General features: G+C 42.7%; 21 protein-coding genes and 1 pseudogene. 7 read left to right on the forward strand and 15 right to left on the reverse strand.

From position 1 onward, the window contains the following. Positions 1 to 14: 14 nt before the first annotated feature. Together ICN45_RS04380 and ICN45_RS04385 are read right to left on the reverse strand one after the other, a co-directional pair. Positions 15 to 1,178, reverse strand: coding sequence for a methyltransferase (locus ICN45_RS04380; RefSeq protein WP_216173638.1), 1,164 nt, complete (start codon positions 1,176 to 1,178; stop codon positions 15 to 17). Between the two features lie 35 nt (positions 1,179 to 1,213). Next, positions 1,214 to 2,119, reverse strand: a complete 906-nt coding sequence (locus ICN45_RS04385) for a polyprenyl synthetase family protein (RefSeq protein ID WP_216173641.1) — start codon at positions 2,117 to 2,119, stop codon at positions 1,214 to 1,216. Between the two features lie 140 nt (positions 2,120 to 2,259). Between ICN45_RS04385 and ICN45_RS04390 the strand changes: the two genes are divergently transcribed. Beyond that, positions 2,260 to 3,144, forward strand: coding sequence for an alpha/beta fold hydrolase (locus ICN45_RS04390; RefSeq protein ID WP_216173644.1), 885 nt, complete (start codon positions 2,260 to 2,262; stop codon positions 3,142 to 3,144). A gap of 102 nt (positions 3,145 to 3,246) precedes the next feature. Here the strand turns inward: ICN45_RS04390 and ICN45_RS04395 are convergent, their stop codons facing one another. Both ICN45_RS04395 and bchI read right to left on the reverse strand, forming a co-directional pair. Then, the gene (locus tag ICN45_RS04395) at positions 3,247 to 5,040 is read right to left on the reverse strand and encodes a magnesium chelatase subunit D (protein ID WP_216173647.1); all 1,794 of its coding nucleotides are present in this window, start codon (positions 5,038 to 5,040) and stop codon (positions 3,247 to 3,249) included. After that, positions 5,037 to 6,071 carry a magnesium chelatase ATPase subunit I gene (gene bchI / locus ICN45_RS04400; RefSeq protein WP_216173650.1) on the reverse strand — a complete coding sequence of 345 codons (1,035 nt, stop codon included), beginning with the start codon at positions 6,069 to 6,071 and terminating at the stop codon, positions 5,037 to 5,039. The genes ICN45_RS04395 and bchI overlap by 4 nt, the downstream gene beginning before the upstream one ends. 127 nt (positions 6,072 to 6,198) lie before the next feature. Here bchI and hemC point away from each other — a divergent pair, with 127 nt between their 5' ends. The 3 genes from hemC to ICN45_RS04415 are packed head-to-tail and all read left to right on the forward strand — an operon-like array spanning position 6,199 to position 7,623. Beyond that, on the forward strand, positions 6,199 to 7,173 hold the full coding sequence (hemC, locus tag ICN45_RS04405; protein WP_216173652.1) for a hydroxymethylbilane synthase: 975 nt from the start codon (positions 6,199 to 6,201) through the stop codon (positions 7,171 to 7,173). A 60-nt stretch (positions 7,174 to 7,233) separates the two neighbouring features. Next, a complete protein-coding gene (locus tag ICN45_RS04410) occupies positions 7,234 to 7,401 on the forward strand; it encodes a hypothetical protein (RefSeq protein ID WP_216173655.1) in 168 nt (55 codons plus the stop codon). 21 nt (positions 7,402 to 7,422) lie between these two features. Then, positions 7,423 to 7,623: a hypothetical protein gene (locus ICN45_RS04415; RefSeq protein WP_216173658.1), complete on the forward strand. Its 201-nt coding sequence runs from the start codon at positions 7,423 to 7,425 to the stop codon at positions 7,621 to 7,623. Positions 7,624 to 7,804: 181 nt separating this feature from the next. Here ICN45_RS04415 and ICN45_RS04420 read toward each other — a convergent pair whose 3' ends face one another. The 3 genes from ICN45_RS04420 to pufB all read right to left on the reverse strand — a co-directional run bounded on the left by ICN45_RS04420 (position 7,805) and on the right by pufB (position 9,679). Further along, complete coding sequence (locus tag ICN45_RS04420) at positions 7,805 to 9,193, reverse strand: PucC family protein (protein WP_216173661.1); 1,389 nt, start codon at positions 9,191 to 9,193, stop codon at positions 7,805 to 7,807. 118 nt (positions 9,194 to 9,311) lie between these two features. Next, on the reverse strand, positions 9,312 to 9,512 hold the full coding sequence (locus ICN45_RS04425) for a light-harvesting protein (RefSeq protein WP_216173664.1): 201 nt from the start codon (positions 9,510 to 9,512) through the stop codon (positions 9,312 to 9,314). A gap of 17 nt (positions 9,513 to 9,529) precedes the next feature. Next, positions 9,530 to 9,679 carry a light-harvesting antenna LH1, beta subunit gene (gene pufB / locus ICN45_RS04430; protein WP_215365468.1) on the reverse strand — a complete coding sequence of 50 codons (150 nt, stop codon included), beginning with the start codon at positions 9,677 to 9,679 and terminating at the stop codon, positions 9,530 to 9,532. A 370-nt stretch (positions 9,680 to 10,049) separates the two neighbouring features. On the opposite strand from pufB, the gene ICN45_RS04435 reads away from it, so the two are divergent. Next, positions 10,050 to 11,819, forward strand: coding sequence for an ABC transporter transmembrane domain-containing protein (locus ICN45_RS04435; RefSeq protein ID WP_216173667.1), 1,770 nt, complete (start codon positions 10,050 to 10,052; stop codon positions 11,817 to 11,819). A 424-nt stretch (positions 11,820 to 12,243) separates the two neighbouring features. On the opposite strand, the gene ICN45_RS04440 is transcribed toward ICN45_RS04435, so the two are convergent. Then, a complete protein-coding gene (locus ICN45_RS04440) occupies positions 12,244 to 12,642 on the reverse strand; it encodes a BLUF domain-containing protein (RefSeq protein WP_216173670.1) in 399 nt (132 codons plus the stop codon). A 214-nt stretch (positions 12,643 to 12,856) separates the two neighbouring features. Between ICN45_RS04440 and ICN45_RS04445 the strand changes: the two genes are divergently transcribed. Beyond that, on the forward strand, positions 12,857 to 13,552 hold the full coding sequence (locus ICN45_RS04445) for an SDR family NAD(P)-dependent oxidoreductase (RefSeq protein WP_216173673.1): 696 nt from the start codon (positions 12,857 to 12,859) through the stop codon (positions 13,550 to 13,552). A gap of 15 nt (positions 13,553 to 13,567) precedes the next feature. On the opposite strand, the gene ICN45_RS04450 is transcribed toward ICN45_RS04445, so the two are convergent. The 3 genes from ICN45_RS04450 to ICN45_RS04460 are packed head-to-tail and all read right to left on the reverse strand — an operon-like array spanning position 13,568 to position 15,539. Next, entirely contained in the window at positions 13,568 to 13,729 is a 162-nt protein-coding gene (locus tag ICN45_RS04450) for a DUF2256 domain-containing protein (protein ID WP_216173676.1), read from the reverse strand. A gap of 8 nt (positions 13,730 to 13,737) precedes the next feature. Beyond that, positions 13,738 to 15,273, reverse strand: coding sequence for a cryptochrome/photolyase family protein (locus ICN45_RS04455; RefSeq protein ID WP_216173679.1), 1,536 nt, complete (start codon positions 15,271 to 15,273; stop codon positions 13,738 to 13,740). Further along, entirely contained in the window at positions 15,270 to 15,539 is a 270-nt protein-coding gene (locus ICN45_RS04460) for a TIGR03643 family protein (RefSeq protein WP_216173681.1), read from the reverse strand. The genes ICN45_RS04455 and ICN45_RS04460 overlap by 4 nt, the downstream gene beginning before the upstream one ends. 61 nt (positions 15,540 to 15,600) lie before the next feature. On the opposite strand from ICN45_RS04460, the gene ICN45_RS04465 reads away from it, so the two are divergent. Continuing rightward, entirely contained in the window at positions 15,601 to 15,948 is a 348-nt protein-coding gene (locus ICN45_RS04465; protein WP_216173683.1) for an HNH endonuclease, read from the forward strand. Positions 15,949 to 16,073: 125 nt separating this feature from the next. Here the strand turns inward: ICN45_RS04465 and ICN45_RS04470 are convergent, their stop codons facing one another. The 4 genes and pseudogenes from ICN45_RS04470 to ICN45_RS04480 all read right to left on the reverse strand — a co-directional run bounded on the left by ICN45_RS04470 (position 16,074) and on the right by ICN45_RS04480 (position 19,145). Next, positions 16,074 to 16,484 carry a DUF2147 domain-containing protein gene (locus ICN45_RS04470; RefSeq protein ID WP_216173686.1) on the reverse strand — a complete coding sequence of 137 codons (411 nt, stop codon included), beginning with the start codon at positions 16,482 to 16,484 and terminating at the stop codon, positions 16,074 to 16,076. A 122-nt stretch (positions 16,485 to 16,606) separates the two neighbouring features. Then, a pseudogene (locus ICN45_RS10405) lies at positions 16,607 to 16,774 on the reverse strand (acetoacetate decarboxylase family protein); the annotation flags it as partial. Positions 16,775 to 17,107: 333 nt separating this feature from the next. After that, positions 17,108 to 18,508: a 3'-5' exonuclease family protein gene (locus tag ICN45_RS04475; protein WP_216173689.1), complete on the reverse strand. Its 1,401-nt coding sequence runs from the start codon at positions 18,506 to 18,508 to the stop codon at positions 17,108 to 17,110. A 19-nt stretch (positions 18,509 to 18,527) separates the two neighbouring features. Next, positions 18,528 to 19,145: an RrF2 family transcriptional regulator gene (locus ICN45_RS04480; RefSeq protein ID WP_255531090.1), complete on the reverse strand. Its 618-nt coding sequence runs from the start codon at positions 19,143 to 19,145 to the stop codon at positions 18,528 to 18,530. Positions 19,146 to 19,186: the final 41 nt, after the last annotated feature.

Here is a 19,186-nt window from a genome sequence, read left to right on the forward strand (position 1 = left end):
GTAATTACCCTGATTTATTTACTAATTAGTAAAACTTGGGCATTAATTGGCATGCTGCAGGGCAGCACTTCTACACCCTTAAACCCGGCATGCACGGCTAAATGACTGATTTCTTGAATAGTTCTGGGTCTACCCCTGCCCATAGCCAGCAAATAAAACCCAAAATAAGCATGCCCCATCGCAGGATGGTCGGGAGTATCGGCCATAGGCTCTGCCACTAATAGCTTGCCACCAGCAGGCAATGCTTCAAATATTGACTTTAATAAAATGTTGACGCGTTCATCGTCGTGGTCAAAGATCACCCGAATTAGTGTGATGAGATCTGCTCCACTTGGCAGCGGATCCTGGAAAAAATCCCCCCCATGCACTTCAATATCTTGATGGTCTGGAGTCAGGGCAAAACTATCTTTGGCAAGGTTAGCAACACCTGGCAAATCAAATAGTTTTCTTTTGAGTTGCGGCGTATTTAAGAAAACGCGCTTTAAAAAAGTACCTTGTCCTCCACCAACATCCAATAAACATTCATGCTGAGAAAAATCATAAGCATCTACTACTTGGTCTGCCACTAAAGGCAAAGAGGCTGACATCAAGTCAGAATAATTTTTGACGCGCTCTTTATCTTTCAACGCATCTTGATCTTGTTGATCAGGAGAAACGTAGGGCCAAAATTTTTCCATCTGCTTGATTTCAACATCACCCGATAGAAGACGTAATGGATCGCGTAGATCATCATATAAAACAGTATGGTGCTCAATCATGGAAGACAGGGCAGTATTACCAACCATTGGCGCGCCTAATGTCCCTAGGCCATACTTCTTGTTAGAGCGCATCTCCAAAAGATGAATAGAAACTGCTGCATCTAATAATTTTTTTAAAGGAGTAGCGTCAAGACTGCAAAATCTTTTAATCTCATCCAAACTTAAAGGGCCATCCTTTAATAAATTAAATAGATTTAAGCGTACGCATGACAGCAGTATTTGGGTATAAACAAATCCAGCCATGACATCAAATAATTGATTGGCCCTTTTCTTGGCAATATTTTTTAGAAAAGGAATTTTGGCCACTCGATTCTGAAAACGACTATCTGCAATCAACCGATCTTTGAAGATGCAAAGCCTGTCCCAAAGACCATACTCATGTTGACTATGCTCAATCGATAAGGACTGTATTTGTGCCATGACTCTGCTGAAGTTGCTGAGGTTGCTTAAGCTGCTTATGCTGCTTGTCTTTGAGTAGCAATGGCCAACTGTCTCTCGCCACGCTCAAACCAGGACGAAGGCAGTAGTCTCTCAGCTTCAAACGCAACTAACTTTTTGAGATATCCATCTCCCGGGCAGTTTGGAATTGAAGCAATTGCTTTACCTACCAAAAGATCAAAATGCTCTACAGCACCATTAAGGCCAAGCTCTCTTGCTGAACTAGGGCGTTGATGCTCCTCATCTTGACCGGAAGGTTTACCAAGAAACTGGGAATCGCCTAATACATCACGAATATCATCTGCAACTTGATATGCCTCTCCCAACCATTCACCCAAACCTTTCCAAGTCTCTGCATCGGATCCAGCTGCTTGAGCACCGGCTGCTGTCGCTGCAGAAAAGAGTGCACCCGTCTTTGCCCTTTGATAATCACTTAAAGATGCTTGAGGCTCACACTCCCAAGCTTGACCAGCGATAATTCCATATGGAGCGCCAACCCCTTGCGAAACTGTTTTAATAATCGGTGCTAGTCTTTGTGCTGATCGCCTAGATCCACAGGCAATCGTTTGATAGGCCATAACGATCAGCGCATCACCTGCCAACACAGCTAATCGCTCTCCATATTCTTTATGGACTGAAGTTTGACCACGTCGCATATCTGCGTTATCAAAGCAAGGCAAATCATCATGCACTAGAGATGCGCAATGAATCATCTCAATTGCAATGGCGCTTGCCATCGATAATTGTGGGTCATCATTTCCGCAGGCATGAGCTACCGCCAAGGTTAGTTGCGGTCTAATCCGAGCGCCGCCTGGAAAAACTGCATGTCTGATAGCCTTACTTAATAAAGCTGGGCCCTTAGCAGACTCGTTCGACCTCAAAGTGTGTTCAAGTGCTCTTTCCAAATGCTTGATTGGTGACATGACTTTTGCCCCTTAAAAAGAATTCAATTTCTTTGTCTAATTTAAAATACAATTTACTATGTAAAAAAATATAGACACTATTCGAGTCGATGTCAAACCAAAATATAAGGGTTTACCCTGATTAAGCGTATTTTTAAAAGATGATTAATAGCATTCCGCAAGACTGGCCCAATCGATCTTTCAGTCGCAGTATTCAAACGGGAGATTTATCTTGGCATGTTCAAGTTGCCGGCACTTCCCCTATTCATGTGCTCCTTTTACACGGCACTGGTTCTTCTGCGCATACCTGGGGAAATCTATTTGCAGAGTTAGCTAAAAAATACACTGTGATTGCACCAGATCTACCGGGTCATGGGTTTACCAAAAACCGCGGGGGGAAAAATCTTAATTTAGATGCATTAGCCGATAAGCTCTCAGAACTGCGAGAAGCTCTCAATATTGAATATTTTGACCACATCATTGGTCACTCAGCAGGCGCTACCCTTGCTTTAAGTTACACACTGAAAAATAAACAAGCAAAAACAATCGTTGGTCTTAACCCCTCCCTCATCAGCTTGCCGAGTTTTTACAATAAATTTGTTGCCCCATTTTTAAATCCTATAGTGACATCATCATTTTTTACTGCGGTACTGACTGATCTTTTGCCACACACTAGGATGATTGATAACCTCATTGATTCAACCAATACCAAACTCGATTCCGATAAGCGGGCTAGATATAAAACCTTATTTAAAAATGCGGATCATCTCAATGGATCTGTAAGTTTTATGGCAGGGACAGATATACCAAGCCTTCTAGAGCAGTGCAATCAGATCAGATCCTCACTCACCTTTGTTCTGACTGAGGATGATGGTTGGATCCCAGCTCAAGCACTTCGCAAGGTGATTCATCAATATTTCAATCAAGCAAATCTTATTGAAATACAAGGAGGTCATATGTTTCATGAAGCGAATGAAAAACTTGCCCTTGAATTCATTAAGGAAGCATTCAGTAAGGGAGGAGAGAGCCATGTCTCTACTAGTTAGTATCTTGTTATGCTTGGGCGCTCTGGTTGGCCTAGGGCTATTCGCAAATGCCTATTTAAGAGGCCAAAAGGTTTTAAAAAAATTATCACAAAAGAAGATGCATTAAGAATTAGCTAAATGTATAGCTGCTTGCGATATCTTTTTACCTGAACTCGTAAATGGTAATGGAAAATATTGTGCGGCCATAGCGCTAGATAATTCCTGAGCCAAGATCTCAGGCTTAGGAGAGGTATCTACAAATAAGAGTCGGTGATTTTTAATGCGCAACTCTTTAGCGGCGATTAAAGCATCGCTATGAGCACTCTCTCTACCACCAACGCCGTAGAGATTCACATTCGCTTTGCCATCACTCATAATCACAATAATGGGAGTTAATCCTTTACGCTCAAGTGAGATGGCCATCTCATTGGCAGCGCGAAAACCAGCTGCTAGGGGCGTCCCACCGCCACCAGGCAATGTCGCTAAATTTCTTTTTGCTCTCACGAGGGATCGTGTGGGTGGCAAAACAATCTCTGCCTTAGCGCCGCGCATTGAAACCATAGCCACTTCATCGCGCCGAATGTAGCACTGAGCCAACAATTCTTCTAAAGCCCCTTTTGCCTCAGCCAAACGCTGAGTGGCGGATGAGCCAGAGGCATCTACCAAGAAGATGGTGACTGTCCCTCTTCTTCTTAAATACTGCTTGATATGAAGATCTTCGGCCCTAAAGTCAATCCTAGCTCGAGCTCCACTCCGTTGATCAGCATCGAGCGACATCCCCCGAAGTCGTTGCCAGGGTATGGCAGCCCGAATACTTTTTAGAATATCAAGGCGCCTGCCATCATTAGGCCTGCCTTTTCGGGAAGTGAGCGGTCTACCACTGAAGAAGTTTTTCTGAACAGCTCCCGACTTCCCTGAAACGTGCGCGGCAGATTTTCCGGCTCGTACGTTTTGCTTGGATTGACGTAAAAGCTGTGGCGGAATTGAGGCCTTCACTGCCTCAACAATAATATCTTCCAACTCATCATTGGAAGGCTGTTCCTGATTCTGCTGATCATTTGATTGTTCATCATTTTGAGAATCTTCAGGCTGACTATCCTGATTTTGATCATCCCTCTTCTCATCAGAGTCTTGATCGGGTTGATCCATCTCTGGATTGATATTCATCCGCTTGGACGGGGTATATACCAAGCGAGAGGCATCGAGCACTTCATCTTGACCGACCTCAGATAAACCCCTTAATGCAGCTAAAGTTTTTGCTGTCTCTAAAGCAAATTGATTTGCTCTTAAAGAGCTGACGCCAAGACTAAGTCCTGCTTTTGTCATCACCTCTAAATACTCATTACTACATTTGACTGAAGGTAAAAGCTTTTTTGCCTCATCAACATCTTTCGAATGAACTTCAAGAGATTCACGAATATCCGCCAAAGAGAATTGATCTAAGTAAAGCTCAAATGCCAATCTGTCCAAGAGTCGTGGACTAATGGCCTCCTCAGCACTGTCAGACTCATCCAATGCAATCACACCAAAAGGGGCGGCTGCATGAACCGTATTTTTATCGTCAAGTGCTTGAGAGATGAGTGCGATGGCTTGTAAATCCATGCGCTCTACCATTGGGAGCAAGAGAGCATTACCTTCGACTCGCTCTAAAAGGCCCTTACTCATAATCAATGAACCACCCTGCAAACTAGCTTCTATGTCCAATGCGCCCAGTAGTTGCTCTGCCGAGATATTGGCAGGTGCTTTCAGCATTTGCATTCCGCAGGATGTAGTTAACTGCTTTAGATATCCAAGCCAAGCATCTCTTACTGGGCCAAATTGACTTTTGACTGTAACCCCTTTGAGACCTCTGGGATTAATTGCCAAAAGAATGGCCATTAAATTGGCATCAAACCATGCTGTTTGTGCTGATTTCACTTTGCAGAAGTTGCAAAAAACTCTTCCATGGCACGATCAATCCGTGCGCCTGAAGAACTATCATCTAGCGGATTGCGGCGCAATCGATGGCCCAAAGCGAGCGGCGCAATTTTTTTCAAATGATTGAGACTTGCTTTCTTCTTACCCTCAAATGCTGCTAACGCTCTAACACCCCGTAGCAGCGTTAACTCACCCCTCAAGCCGTCGGTTCCCAAATGGGCGCAGAGCTTGGTAGCAAGCTCAAGCAAGTCATCATCTACCTCAACTTTATCTAGAAGCTTTTGAGATTTACTAATTTTTTTCTTGAATTCTTCTTCTGGCTGTTGCCATGCAGCAATGAATCGTTCTGGATTTCTTTCGAACTCATCACGTCTTTTGATAATCTCAACGCGCTCTTTGAAGTCCGATGGGGTTCTCACCTCAGTTGATAAACCAAAGCGGTCTAACATCTGCGGGCGCAATTCGCCTTCCTCTGGATTGCCGCTACCAATTAATACAAAGCGGGCTGGATGGCGAATACTTAGGCCTTCGCGCTCAATAATATTTTCACCAGAAGCAGCAACATCAATCAATAGATCTACTAAATGATCTTCCAGTAAGTTCACCTCATCAATATAGAGATAACCCCGATTTGCCTTTGCCAGCAATCCAGGCTCGAATGATTTAATACCTTGTGTCAATGCCTTTTCAATATCTAAAGCACCGACTACTCTATCCTCTGTGGCACCTAAAGGTAAGTCCACTACAGGCGCCGCAATATTCTCAACTTTTAACTTCACGCCCTGTGCTTTTTTAGCTTCACATTCAGTGCAAAGAATTTTCGAATCTGGATTGCAGTGGTACTGGCATCCAGCAATTGATTTCATGGAAGGCAATAAGCCAGCCAATGAACGAATGGTAGTGGACTTTCCGGTTCCCCGATCCCCAAAGATAAGAACGCCGCCAATCAGGGGGTCAATAGTGCAGAGTGTGATCGCCAGCTTCATTTCTGCTTGCGAAACAATTGCTGTAAAAGGAAAATTAAGGGCCATTGCTATTCCAAAGCAAAATAGTATTGAAGATGAAATTTAGTTTAGTCTAACTAAATGTTAATCTTGCGATTGCTTATTAGGAATATCCTCTAGATTTTGAAAATTTATCGGCATTTATTTAAATGTTATGTCCCAAACCTTCAATTCCACCCCTTCATCGGCTTCAGTAGCTGCCCCCAAGCGCCTGGTGATTGCCTCCCGCGAAAGTCGCCTAGCCATGTGGCAGGCTGAGTACGTCCAAGCTTGCCTTAAAACCCTTTACCCAGACTGTGATGTCCAGATTTTAGGGATGACTACCCGGGGGGACCAGATTTTAGATAAAGCCCTCTCTAAAGTGGGCGGTAAAGGCCTTTTTGTCAAAGAGCTCGAGACTGCGCTTGAAGAGGGCCGCGCTGATTTAGCAGTACATTCTCTTAAAGATGTTCCTATGGTGATGCCTGAAGGTTTTGATCTATCTTGCGTCATGGCCAGAGAAGATGCCAGAGATGCCTTTGTCTCGAACGACTATGCCAGTCTTGAAGATCTCCCTAAAGGGGCGATTGTGGGTACTTCTAGCTTACGGCGCGAGTCAGTATTGCGTGCCAAGTTTCCCCATCTAGAGATTCAACCCCTGCGCGGGAACTTAGATACGCGCATGGGTAAGCTAGATAAAGGTGAGTATCAAGCGATTATTTTGGCAGCGGCTGGCCTCAAGCGTTTAGGTTTAGAAAGTCGTATTCGGGCCTGCTTACCTTATGATCCTTATACCCCTGCTGCAGGGCAAGGAGCCTTAGGTATTGAGACCTTAAGTAAACATCCCAATATCAAACAATGGCTTGAGCCTTTAAGTGATTTGCCAACCTTGTTCGCAGTTTCTGCTGAGCGCATGGTCTCTCGTCAATTAGGCGGTTCCTGTGAGGTGCCGTTAGCTGCCCATGCCGTATGGGATCAGAATCATATGAGTATTCGCTCCTTTGTGGCGAGTACAGATGGCAAAGCCATTTGCCTAGCTAATGGCAGCGCATCAGTGCAGTCGGTTGAAGATGCAGAAGCCTTAGGCCTGGCAATAGCAAAGGACTTATTGGCGCAGGGTGCGGCGGATTTGATTCCGAAACCTGCATAAAGATAGCCAGATTTCATCGTATATGTTAATTTTGATCCCATCCAATAATAGGAGATAAACATGTTCGCAAAAACCATTATTAGCCTAGGCTTTTTATTCATCATGCTGTTTGGTCTACTTTTAGCGATTCGAGATCAGCAATACGTCCTATTTGTCATTGGCATTGGTGGCTACTTTCTAGTCGCAATATCATCAGACTTATGCAAGAGCTACAGAAAATTGATGTGATCTAAAAAATTATTCGATGGCATGAGTAATACCAAAAAGAAAATTTATTTTTGGCGCCTCATCCCTTACTGCCTAGCCAGCATCGCTGGATTTGGCTTGGGCTTTAAGTTTGGTTACGATATTAGCGGAATTGGGCTTGCCCTATTAACCGGCTTTGTTATGGCACTCATTTGTAACTTCATGATCGAATACGTGGTGCTCAAAATATTTGGCCCACGATAACTAGCTCATATTGCAATATGAGCTAGTTCAAGCAAATTTATTTACTTGTATTTGCTAGTAAGTCCTGCTGCCATTTTTGAAAGCGTGATAACGCATACGATTATCCAAGCAGCCAATAAAATTCCGGTTAGATTCATCTCAGTCTCCTCAAATTCAATTTAAACAACTACCTATCAAGTGTTTATTTCTTCTTTGACAACAAAGTTGTCATTGAAAAAATTGTAGCAATCAATAATCCAATTTCCAAGCAATATACAAAAGAATATCCTGTGGCGGGGCCTATCACCCCCTCAGGTAGCCAATTGGCTGATCCAATTGCAACAATCAGATCCCGAATGATCCCACCAAGCCCAATTGCAATCCCAGCTGCGGTAGCCTGCACGGCGCCCCAAGCTCCTAATGCAAGGCCTCGTTGCTTAGATGGCGCCAACTGCATCGTTGCCGTTAAAGTTCCATGGCTAAATAGACCGCCCCCAAAACCAATTAAAAAAGTACCCATTAAGAAAAGTGCTTTTAAAGCCAATGGGGCAGAAAGCGTGATCAATATAAAAGCGGGAATCCCAACTAGAGCTCCAATGCTGGCCATATAGAATGGATCAGTACCTTTGCTAAGCACACGCGATGCCCAACTAAAACCAATTAATCCGCCAACTGCCAGAATTGCGGTAAGCATCGTAGTATCACTCACGCTCATATCCAAAATCTGACCACCATAAGGTTCTAGCAAAACCTCATTCATGCTGAAAGCCATCGTGCCAAACCCTAGCGCAACCAACCTTCTAATGGCATTACCCCCTTGGGCAAAGGTACGCCACGAGTCCAAAAACGAAGGCTCGCCAGCAGATTTTTTTTGAGTCGCACTTCTTGGCTCTTGTTTCCATAGCGAGATCACATTAAGGACGATGGTGATGAGAGCGGAAGCCTGGATTACTTGAATTAACTTTGCAGGGCTAAATTCATTGAGAGCCCAGCCAAATACCAATGCACTGACAATCATCCCTAAGAGTTGCATGACATACATCAAGCCAACCACTTTAGGTTGATCGGCTTCCGGTGCCAAATCTGTTGCCAAAGCCAAACCCACCGTCTGAGTAATATGTATGCCAGCACCAACCAATAAAAAAGCAAGTCCCGAAGCTACCCACCCAATCCAAACTGGCGCTTGATGGGATTGTCCACCGCCAGATAAAACAAGCAATGCAAACGGCATGATGGACAAACCACCAAACTGCACTAAGGTACCCATCCAAATATAGGGCACCCGACGCCAACCTAAAGCAGATTTGTGGTTATCGGAACGAAAACCAATGAGCGCTCGAAAAGGAGCAAAAATGATCGGTAAAGAAATCATCACCGAGACAATGGAAGCTGGTACGTGAAGCTCAACAATCATGACACGATTGAGAGTGCCAACCAGCAAAACCAATGCCATGCCAGCAGAGGCTTGAAACAGAGAGAGTCTCAGCAACCTCGATAAAGGTAAATCATCTGAGGCAGCGTCTGCAAAAGGCAGGTACCTAGGGCCAAGATTTGACCAAGATTGCATGAGCTTTTTCGTCACTCGATTCATCTTATAAATTCTACCCTAGTGAATTCAATATCGAGATGCAGCAATACAAATTGCAATTGTTAGGTTAATAAAACTAAAAAGGCTGGTTTTATCCAGCCTTTAAAGGAACATGAATACTTTACTTCTTGACCGGCGCCGTAGGTGCTGGCGCCACTGCTGCTGTTGCTGTCTTAGCACCTCCTTCTAAGAAAGCACTCACCCAAGTTGTATGAGTCAAAATTGCGTAATGCACACTAAAAGATCCAACTGCTACTGCCCCAATCATGAGCGGGATCCCAACAGTAGGCTTAACCACTGTCCACATTTTTCCGTAAATCATATTGATCTCCCTTTCCTTTATTTAAGCCAAGGCGAATAAATATAAGCAAGCAAATGCGCTAGCGCTGCAATCATCCCAAAAAACTGGGTCCCTTGAATCAGATTACGGTGCAACTCCTCTGATTGTTCTTCATTAAGCCCCGTGAGGCTAATTTTTCCATCTGACATAGTTTTCGTCTCCCTATAGAAAAGACTCACTAAACGTGCAACCCCGCACGCAGGGTAGTGACCAAAATCACTGAATCCTACTACCACCAATGTAATTTATTAAATACACTTTTATATGTCAATATAAATATACATATTTATTCTAAAATTAATTTTATTTCTTTATTTTCAATGGCTTATAGAATTTTTAGATATCTATTAAAAGTAGGATTATTGTAAAAATAGAGCAAAAATAGCACTAACCTTCATATACTTGCCATCTTCTGAATTGTCCTGATACCAAGATAGGTTCGAGTTAATAATGGATGGCGCAGGGAAAAGGCTTCGCCTTGCTAAGTAGCAAATATTAAGACAAATAAAACCATCTCCAATGACCAAAAAAGCAAACCGTAACTCTCACCAGCTGAAATCGATAGCGTCATTTCTACCCTTTCTAAGGCCCTATAGAAAGCAATTACTGGTAGCTGCGATAAGCCTAGTACTTGCCGCTTGCGCAACATTGGTCGTGCCACTCTGTTTTCGCAAGATTATTGATCTAGGGTTTAGCGATATCAGCCATGAACAAATTAACCTCACCTTTATCAATCTTTTTGCAGCCGCGTTTGTTCTTGCATTTGCCAGTGCCCTGCGTTACTACATCGTCTCTTGGCTAGGAGAAAGAGTTACTTGTGATATTCGGAAGGCAGTCTACTCACATATCATCGTACAAAGTCCAGAGTTCTTTGAAACCCAGCAGAGCGGCGAGCTTCTCTCTCGGATTAACAACGATACATCAATAGTTCAGATCTTAATAGGCACAAGCATATCTATGGCAGTGAGAAATATATTTCTCTTGCTAGGCGGAATGACAATGATGTTTATTACCAGCATCAAATTATCTTTGCTTATTCTTGCTACCCTGTTATTAACCGTAATACCCATCATGGTTATGGGCAAAAAGGTTCGGCAGCTCTCTAGAAATTCACAAGATAAGATTGCGCTTGCTTCTGCAATCGCAGGCGAAAAAATCAATGCCATTCTGACTGTTCAGTCTTTTGCAAATGAACAAAAAGAAATTAAAGCATTTAATTCATCTATTGAGACTTCATTCTTGGCCTCAAAAAATAGAAGTGCAGCTCGAGGTAAGCTTACTTTTGTAGCCATACTTCTGGGCTTTACAAGCATCATCGCTGTACTTTGGCTTGGCGCCTATGCTGTTATCAACCAGGAAATGTCTGGTGGCGAATTAACGCAATTCTTCTTATATGCTGTGATTGTTGCAGGATCTATAGCTGCTCTCTCAGAAGTCATTGGGGACGTACAAAGGGCAATCGGTGCTGGCGATCGACTTTTAGAGTTATTGAGCATTCAGTCACAAGTACAAAATCCTAAAGAACCTATTGTTCCATCTTCATCAGCCAATAATGCCATCAGCATTGACATCCAAGGGCTAAGCTTTCACTATCGCTCTATTTCGATAAATGCACTTGTAGATATTTCCTTAGATATCCAGGCTGGAGAAAAGATTGCCATTGTGGGTCCATCGGGCTCAGGTAAAACAACCTTGTTTAAATTACTACAGCGCTTTTATGACCCTCAGTCAGGGAGCATATCGTTTGATGGCATTGATATCAGAAGATATAAATTAGATGATTTAAGAAAACTCATTGGCGTGGTGCCACAGGATATCAGCATCTTTTCTGAAAATGCGTTTGAAAATATTCGCTATGGCGAAGAAAATGCAAGTGATGATGAGGTAATTAGAGCTTCTAAGATTGCTTTTGTAGATGAATTTATTTCTAAGCTACCTGATGGATACAGCACATTCTTAGGTGATCGAGGCGTAAGGCTATCAGGCGGTCAAAGACAACGAATCGCCATAGCAAGAGCTTTACTAAAAAATCCACCATTACTCTTATTAGATGAGGCAACTAGTTCCCTAGATGCGGAGTCAGAAAGGCTAGTACAACAAGCACTTGATGAGGCAATGAAAGGCAGAACAACCCTAGTAATTGCACATAGATTAGCAACAGTAAAAAAAGCTGATAGGATTGTTGTAATGGAGAATGGTCGTATTGTAGAAATTGGTAATCACTCTTCGCTAGTAAACAATGAAGGTCTTTATTCATATTTAGCCAAACTACAATTTACTGATTCCTGAATATCAAGACCAATGACACACTCAAATTGATGTAGCAGCCCTCAAAGACCATTTCTTAGGCTTGCAAGATCGACTCACTACTGCCATGAGTCCGCCGGATGGTAAAGCCTTTTTATTGATGAGTGTAGTAAGCCGAAAGACTAACAGTTACTTTAAGTAACGCTCAAAAAAATACTAACCCGAAGCTTGGTATTTTCATTTCCGATGGGTCCACTAGGACTTGAAACTAGGCCCAAAGGATTATGAGAGCATGTATCCAAATAAAATCGCCTGGATGTTAAGTGCTTACAGTGCCTGTTTATCGGTGTGAAGCATTTTGTGTGACTGGTTTAACAAGCTCACAAAAAACGCTGGCTGGCACTTTGGTTTTCTAAATCAAAAAACGTTGGGTCAATGATGAGACTAAAATTTAGTCAAGCGGACATTAGCCACCATCCCTCAAAGCGATCAAAAGAGGATGTCCTGCAGGAAAATTCACGTCCTCAACGGCGACTGCTATTTCAGGTAATTTTTTAGCTACCTCTTCACTACCCTGAAAAACCATGGTCCACTTACTAAAGCTTCTATGGTCAATAGGCTTTGAGTCTATGAGACGAATATTTTTATGTCTAGTATCTTTTTGAATTTTTTCCCATAATTCTTCGATCTGGGTCCTTGGGCCTTCAATGACTTGACCAAAGCGATTATTTTCAAAAATCAAGACGCCTGTAACCCCCATGCTTGTATTTCTTAAGTAGGAGTGATAAAGCAAGCGCATTAGCCCTAGAAATGACATTTCTTGCGCAGGCTCACTCACATAAGTTAATTCGATCAACTGGGTCATATCGTTCTAATATAAAGAAATATCTCACTTAATATATTTACCAATCATAATCCCTCACTAAGAGTAGTGCCAAAAGATAATCCCCGCCACTTTGGGATCAAGCCCCTGAACAGAGGTCTTTATAAATAGTCAGTACGAAACGTAGTGTTATGTGTAGTTTGTTTAAACTGAGTTAGCACCCTAAACCGCATTCGCTCTTTTAAAAGAATTCTTTATGGCATTACTTCCGAACCCCTTTCGCGCCCTAGTCATTGGCTCCTCTGGAACCATTGGCGCTGCGTTTGTAGAGCTGCTGAAAAATAACCCTTCATGCTCGGAGCTTGTAGAAGTTCATCGCCATTCAGAATTTCCAATGAATTATGAAAACTTAGAGTCCATCAAATCCTGCGCTGCTGCACTTATACCCACTGGGCCATTTCAGCTCATCATTAATACGATTGGGGTTTTACACACTAGCAAATGGATGCCCGAAAAGAGGCTTGATGATCTCAATGCTGAACAACTGGAAGAGCTGATGAAGATCAACGCCATTGGGCCAGCACTAACCATTCGCTACTTCTCTCAATTACTAGATCCCAACAATAGCATCATGCTTACCCTTTCTGCCAAGGTCGGCAGCATCGAAGATAACCGTCTTGGTGGGTGGTTCAGCTACCGAGCCTCTAAGGCTGCGCTAAATATGTTGCTTAAAACAGCAGCTATTGAATGGGCTCGTACAAAACCCAATACCGCCTTGATTGCAATGCATCCCGGTACCGTGAACTCAAGACTTTCTAAACCCTTTCGCGGTGAACAGATTGGCAGGCCTGCAAAAGATGCTGTAACCGACATGTTTCGAGTGATTGAAAATCTGAAGAAAGAAGATTCGGGAAGTTTTATTTCCTATTCAGGCGAAAAATTACCCTGGTAGTAGCTCGCTAATGATTTAGCTCTGAGCCTTGGGCGCCTTTTTCCTACAAGCATCTGAACAATATTTAACTGACTCCCAATTTTTAGCCCAGGACTTTCTCCACGCCATTTCTTTTTTGCAGACAACACAAATTTTGCTGGGTAGATAGCTTTTATTACCCTTAAAGACAACGCTCATCTCAAGTTCTATAAATCATTGAGGTGGTTTAGTACATATTGCGCATGGTCTACGATCAACTGTTGATCTTCATCGCTAATTCTTTTGAGGTTTGCTGTCATTAATTTTGTCCGAGGACTAGATTCGAACTGACTGCGATGTTTGATTAAGAAATTCCAATACAAGGTTGTGACAGGACAGGCACTCTCTCCAAAGCGAACATCTGGCTTATATTTACAAGCGTTGCAATAATTACTCATCCGCTTGATATAGGCCCCGCTGGCAATATAGGGCTTACTCGTAAAGCGCCCGCCATTTGCAAATAAAGCCATACCTGCAGTATTGGGAAGTTCGACCCACTCAATTGCATCAACATAGATTGCCAAATACCAATCACACACTTCAGAGGGCAAGATCTCTGCCAATAACGCAAAGTTTCCGGTAACCATCAAGCGCTGAATATGATGGGCATAGCCATACTGTAGCGTTTGGCCAATCGCATCTTTCATACAGGCCATGTTAGTTTGGCCTGTCCAATACCACTGTGGCAGGGATCTTTGGTGATTGTAATAATTATCTTGAGCCATTTTGGGCATGTCCAAGTAATACATGCCGCGTACAAACTCTCGCCAGCCTAAAATTTGACGAATAAATCCTTCGACCGTAGAAAGATCTAAGGAGTATTTTTTCCACGCCTCTAGAACAGCAGCAATCACCTCTCGTGGATTGAGTAACTTCAGATTAAGCGAACTCGAAAGAATGGAATGCCAACCAAATGGGGTATCAGTCCACATCGCATCCTCGTATACCCCAAAGTTTCTTAAACGGTATTCCACAAAATAATCTAGAGCCTCTAGTGCTTGTGAACGAGTAACTGGCCATTGAAAATGATCCAAGGACCCAGGATGCTTCGGGTAGGTCGCGTTAACGAACGCCAGCACTTCTTTTGTAATATGATCTGGTTCAAATAGTACTGGAGCCTCAATAATTCCAGGACCTTTTTTGGGATAGGGCTTGCGGTTATCTTGATCATAATTCCACTGACCACTCTCAGGGTTGCCCTCAGAATCAACCAAAATATGATGGCGCTTACGCATTAAGCGATAAAAGTACTCTAGCCTTAATTCTTTTTTATCGGCTACCCATTCAGTAAATTCTTGATGCGAGCAGTAAAAGTGATCGTCCTCGCGCATATCCAGCTTGAGTGATAACTCTTTTGCTAATGCTTCTATTTGCTGCTTTAAGCGCCACTCCCCTGGTTCCACACAAATTAAGTGTGTAACTCCCTCTTGAATCATTTTTTCTCTTAAAGTCTCAACGATCGATAGAGGCGAGTCTTGAATGTAAGAGAGGGGGTAATGAAGCTCGGTGAGATTTTGGGCGAAGTGCCGCATAGCAGATAAAAAGAGTGCAATCTTGGCCTTGTGAGACCAGACATATTCGGCCTCTGGAATGGACTCAATCATGATGACCTCATCAGTCTTGAGATTAAAACCTTTGAGGGCTGCCCCTTTTAAATCCAACTGATCCCCCAGAATCAGGACTAAGCTTTTAGGTGGGTTCATTTGTTTTTGTACTGCGTTGGACAATACGCGCGCTCAACTAACTTACTTCGCAGAGCAACATGCTTAGTTGCCCTTCCAGTTACCCGCTTGCGCCATAACTCAAATGAGCCTCGCTTTAGCTCATGACGCATTAACTGAATCACTTGAGGCTCAGATAGGCCAAAGGACTTCTCGATTGCATCAAATGGGGTACGGTCTTCCCAGGCCATCTCAATCAGGCGAGAAATATCAGCTTCAGAAAGTGTTTTTATTGCAATTTTTGGCACCCTGCAAGTTTATGACTTATTTACTAAACTTGTACTCAACACTCATTTTTCAAAGAATCACATGCTTGGAAAAATTCGCCAAAAACTAATTTCACTTGCACCAACCCAACGCCTCAAAGTGGTAAATGCAGTCTGTCCTATCTGCGACCGCCCTATTCCGGAGGCCCAGAAAGATGCTCATCACCTCATCCCCAAATCTAAGGGTGGAAAAACTACGGAGTATTTACATCGAATCTGTCATCGCCAAATCCATGCTCTTTTTACAGAAACCGAACTAGCCTCACAATTCAATACCGCTGCCGCTCTTCAAGAGCATCCTGAAATGCAACGATTCATTCATTGGGTTAAATCAAAGCCCAATCACTTTTATGAAAAATCGCGCAAAAGTGCTCGCCTGAAAGAGGGTTAGCTATTTATTTAAGTAGAACTTAAAAGATAAAACCCTCACCATTTCTGATGAGGGTTTGATTTTCTGCTTACCCACCAGCACTTGGGCCTAGTTCAGATATTCACTATAGATTTGGCTCTTAAATGTTATTTAGCTTTTTCTAGAGTTGAACAGAACGTAAGGTTATATTCTGTGGAAAGGGTGGCACCGCAATATTCCAACTTCCCTGCCTCATAAGTACCGGTCAAGATTCCCTTATCCGTAGAGATAGTGAAGTTCTTGCCGTTTGCCGCAAACGCGCCAGCCAACATTAACTGAGAACCATCAGGTCTCTTAGTGGCACCATTAAACACTCGACCTTTTTGTTCTGTAATATTGATTTCAGAGTGCCAAGGTTGTTGAGATAAAACTGCTGGGGCTTTTTTTAGTTCTGTACCAGTCGTCGAAGAAACGCCAGAAATAGCTTTCCAAGTGCCTACAATATTTGGAGCATCGGCAGCGTAACTAGAACCCACCAAAAAAGCAAAAGATAGAAATGCCAAAGCAAGATTTTTCATATCACTCCTATTTAGGTTAAATGCATAAAAAACTACGTCAAGAACAAACTAATCAACTAGTTAGTCCACCATATAGTCATGCACGACTTCACCTAAGTCAAGAGTGAGATCTACCAAAAAATGTCTGGAGCAATTAAAGGTTCTGGCAATACATTCGCCAATGCCACTGGATCCGTACGGTAGGTAACAATAAAATATTCTCGATCGCGAAATTCATAAGGGCCCTTTGGGTATCAGGGATTGGTAAGCGGCATTGCGAATGCACGTTCCTTAACATTCTTAATATTCATAAATTTCTCTAGAAAAAGAAAAGCTAACTAAGGCCATAAAAATTTCTTACCCAATAAACCATTATTACAAATTCTTTGAGGTCAAGAGTGTTAAAGCTGTCGTTTGAAGTTATCGTGAAAGACAGGTGAAAAGTATTTACCCATTTCATGGCTTGGATAGAAAAAGACTTGGGAATTTCTCCCTAAGTCGTTAATTTCACTGGCAGATTCGCCAAAACTTGAACCTGGGACTAAAGGATTATGAGATTAGAAGCCCTGAATGAAGCTCCAGAAAAAGAAGCTCATCGGGTGGTTCATCTCGGTGGATCAGAAAATTTGAAGCAAGTTTGATATTCAGTGAATTGAGAAATCCATCACTTGTTGTTTATAAGGGCCCGATAACGCTTTTTTTAATATCTTATAAATATCGAGATCAAATTCAGCTTCTCCAGATTCCGCTAACTCGTAAAGCTCATCTTCATTGATAGCGGTGCCAAGATAGCACCATTTATCAATCACAATCATCTCCCCACCCTCTTTAATTGCGATAGGCCCGGCATAGGGCCATACCTGCACCTTAAAAAACTCTAAAGTCGTCTTTAGTTGTAAGTTATGTAAGGCAACTGGGGTGAGATTTAGGCAGGCTCCGCCACATTGCTTTACTTGATAACCAAAACAAGATTTGCCTTCAATTCTCTTCTCTAGGCCAAGTAATGCTTCACAAAGATGGTACTTTTTGGCTATAGCCTTCAGATAGGAGTGGGCCTCCCGTTTGCTATAAAACAAACCATATAAATTATCTTGCAAGCCAGGCACCAATTGATGATGAGTCACTAAGGTAGGTATGAGAACTCCAGACTCATCTTCAACTAAACTCCATCCGCAGAGATCTTTAGAGCGACGCAGCTTGATGTTCATACTGGGCATACGCTCTTTAATTAACTGAGACTCTAAAATGAGGGCACCCAACTCACCACTAGTCTCTATCCAATCAATGTCTCTCACTTGCAGAGATAGTTTCATTTCTTTGCGTTGCGTTAAGGCTCCTTGAAAGTGGCCCATCACCCTACTTCGCAGAGAAATACTTTTACCGATATAGAGCGGGATTTTGTTATCGCCATAAAAGATATAGCAACCAGGTCCTTCAGGAATCGAGTCTATTAATGCCTTGTCTATATTTGGCGGCAGACTAGGATTACCAATCAGTTGATTCATTACCTCACTGAGTTTTTCTTTCCCAAATTTGGATTCGCAGACTCGCCAAAACTGCAGCAATAAGTCGGCATCGCCTAGTGCGCGATGACGGGCGCTAACCTGAAGGTCATGCGCATGAATGATGGTATCTAAATTATGGCGAGGCTGATCAGGAAAGAGCAACCTTGAAAGCTTTACCGTGCACAAAACTTTTGGCCTGAAATCGATGCCGATTCTTTTAAAAGAAGCCTTGATGAACCCGTAATCAAATCGGGCATTGTGAGCAATGAATATTTTTCCTTCAAGCTCTTGCTTTAACTCTCTTGCAATTTGATCAAAAGAGGGTTGGTTCTCCACCATTTGCGGCGATATGCCGGTCAATCTTTGAATATTTTGCGGGATAAACGTTTGCGGGTTAATTAACTGTTCCCATACCTGAATTTGGTTACTAGCGAGTGTTTTGATGCCAATCTCTGTAATGCGATCGCGCTCAAAATGAGAACCGGTAGTTTCAATGTCAACAAAAGCTAAATTAGGGTACGAGACCTCTTTGGTATTCACTTCAAATGACTTTGGAGCTTTAGTTTACTGGTGAGTTTCTATTGAGGTAGTCAGCAAAGCTAAAAATAGAATTTGGCCCGCGAGGAGTGTCTTCAACCTTTTTAAATGCGCTCTTCACCACTTTTTGGATCTCCCCCTTAGGGCTTTTTTCTTGTTTGGTCTTCACCTCAGTCTCAGCAGGAAAATAGGGCCTTGTTTCAGGCGCCGTTTTTACCTCGCTAAAGCGGGGAATGTAATCTTTAATGGCAGAGGCCAAAGTGACATTAGAGATGCAATTCATCATGTAAGCCTCTAGCGACTGATAGAGATCTTTTGCAATATCAGACACCTCTACTTTTCTTTTTTTGATGCTATTCATTGCCAAAACAATATCTTTGATCGAAATCATGCGGGGATCTTTTAAGAGTTGATAACCCCCAGTCCGCCCTTTAATCCCAATCACTAACCCTGATTCTCGGAGAGGTCGCAACAACAGTTCAATGCGACTAATCGATATTTGCAGTCTTTGGGCTATTTCTGGAACAGGCACAAGTTGGCCATTGGTCGAGTGGCTTGCAATATCGACCAATGTATTTAGGGCTGCTTTAACTGCTTTAGTAACTTCCATAGTATTTTTGACGTAAATGTTAGATTTCAACTAGTATGAAACCGATTCAGACTTTGTGCTGCAGCGCATTA

Origin of the sequence: Polynucleobacter alcilacus (assembly GCF_018881545.1) — a bacterium.
Lineage (GTDB): Bacteria > Pseudomonadota > Gammaproteobacteria > Burkholderiales > Burkholderiaceae > Polynucleobacter > Polynucleobacter alcilacus.

Bases quoted from the DNA above. Each gene is read 5' to 3' on its own strand.
- ICN45_RS04470 (WP_216173686.1), bottom strand. From the start codon at position 16,484: ATGAAAAATCTTGCTTTGGCATTTCTATCTTTTGCTTTTTTGGTGGGT.
- ICN45_RS04380 (WP_216173638.1), bottom strand. From the start codon at position 1,178: ATGGCACAAATACAGTCCTTATCGATTGAGCATAGTCAACATGAGTAT.
- ICN45_RS04410 (WP_216173655.1), top strand. From the start codon at position 7,234: ATGTTCGCAAAAACCATTATTAGCCTAGGCTTTTTATTCATCATGCTG.
- ICN45_RS04450 (WP_216173676.1), bottom strand. From the start codon at position 13,729: ATGAGCGTTGTCTTTAAGGGTAATAAAAGCTATCTACCCAGCAAAATT.
- ICN45_RS04415 (WP_216173658.1), top strand. From the start codon at position 7,423: ATGAGTAATACCAAAAAGAAAATTTATTTTTGGCGCCTCATCCCTTAC.
- pufB (WP_215365468.1), bottom strand. From the start codon at position 9,679: ATGTCAGATGGAAAAATTAGCCTCACGGGGCTTAATGAAGAACAATCA.
- bchI (WP_216173650.1), bottom strand. From the start codon at position 6,071: ATGGCCCTTAATTTTCCTTTTACAGCAATTGTTTCGCAAGCAGAAATG.
- ICN45_RS04455 (WP_216173679.1), bottom strand. From the start codon at position 15,273: ATGAACCCACCTAAAAGCTTAGTCCTGATTCTGGGGGATCAGTTGGAT.
- ICN45_RS04425 (WP_216173664.1), bottom strand. From the start codon at position 9,512: ATGATTTACGGAAAAATGTGGACAGTGGTTAAGCCTACTGTTGGGATC.
- ICN45_RS04465 (WP_216173683.1), top strand. From the start codon at position 15,601: ATGCTTGGAAAAATTCGCCAAAAACTAATTTCACTTGCACCAACCCAA.
- ICN45_RS04385 (WP_216173641.1), bottom strand. From the start codon at position 2,119: ATGTCACCAATCAAGCATTTGGAAAGAGCACTTGAACACACTTTGAGG.
- hemC (WP_216173652.1), top strand. From the start codon at position 6,199: ATGTCCCAAACCTTCAATTCCACCCCTTCATCGGCTTCAGTAGCTGCC.
- ICN45_RS04420 (WP_216173661.1), bottom strand. From the start codon at position 9,193: ATGAATCGAGTGACGAAAAAGCTCATGCAATCTTGGTCAAATCTTGGC.
- ICN45_RS04435 (WP_216173667.1), top strand. From the start codon at position 10,050: ATGACCAAAAAAGCAAACCGTAACTCTCACCAGCTGAAATCGATAGCG.
- ICN45_RS04390 (WP_216173644.1), top strand. From the start codon at position 2,260: ATGATTAATAGCATTCCGCAAGACTGGCCCAATCGATCTTTCAGTCGC.
- ICN45_RS04445 (WP_216173673.1), top strand. From the start codon at position 12,857: ATGGCATTACTTCCGAACCCCTTTCGCGCCCTAGTCATTGGCTCCTCT.
- ICN45_RS04440 (WP_216173670.1), bottom strand. From the start codon at position 12,642: ATGACCCAGTTGATCGAATTAACTTATGTGAGTGAGCCTGCGCAAGAA.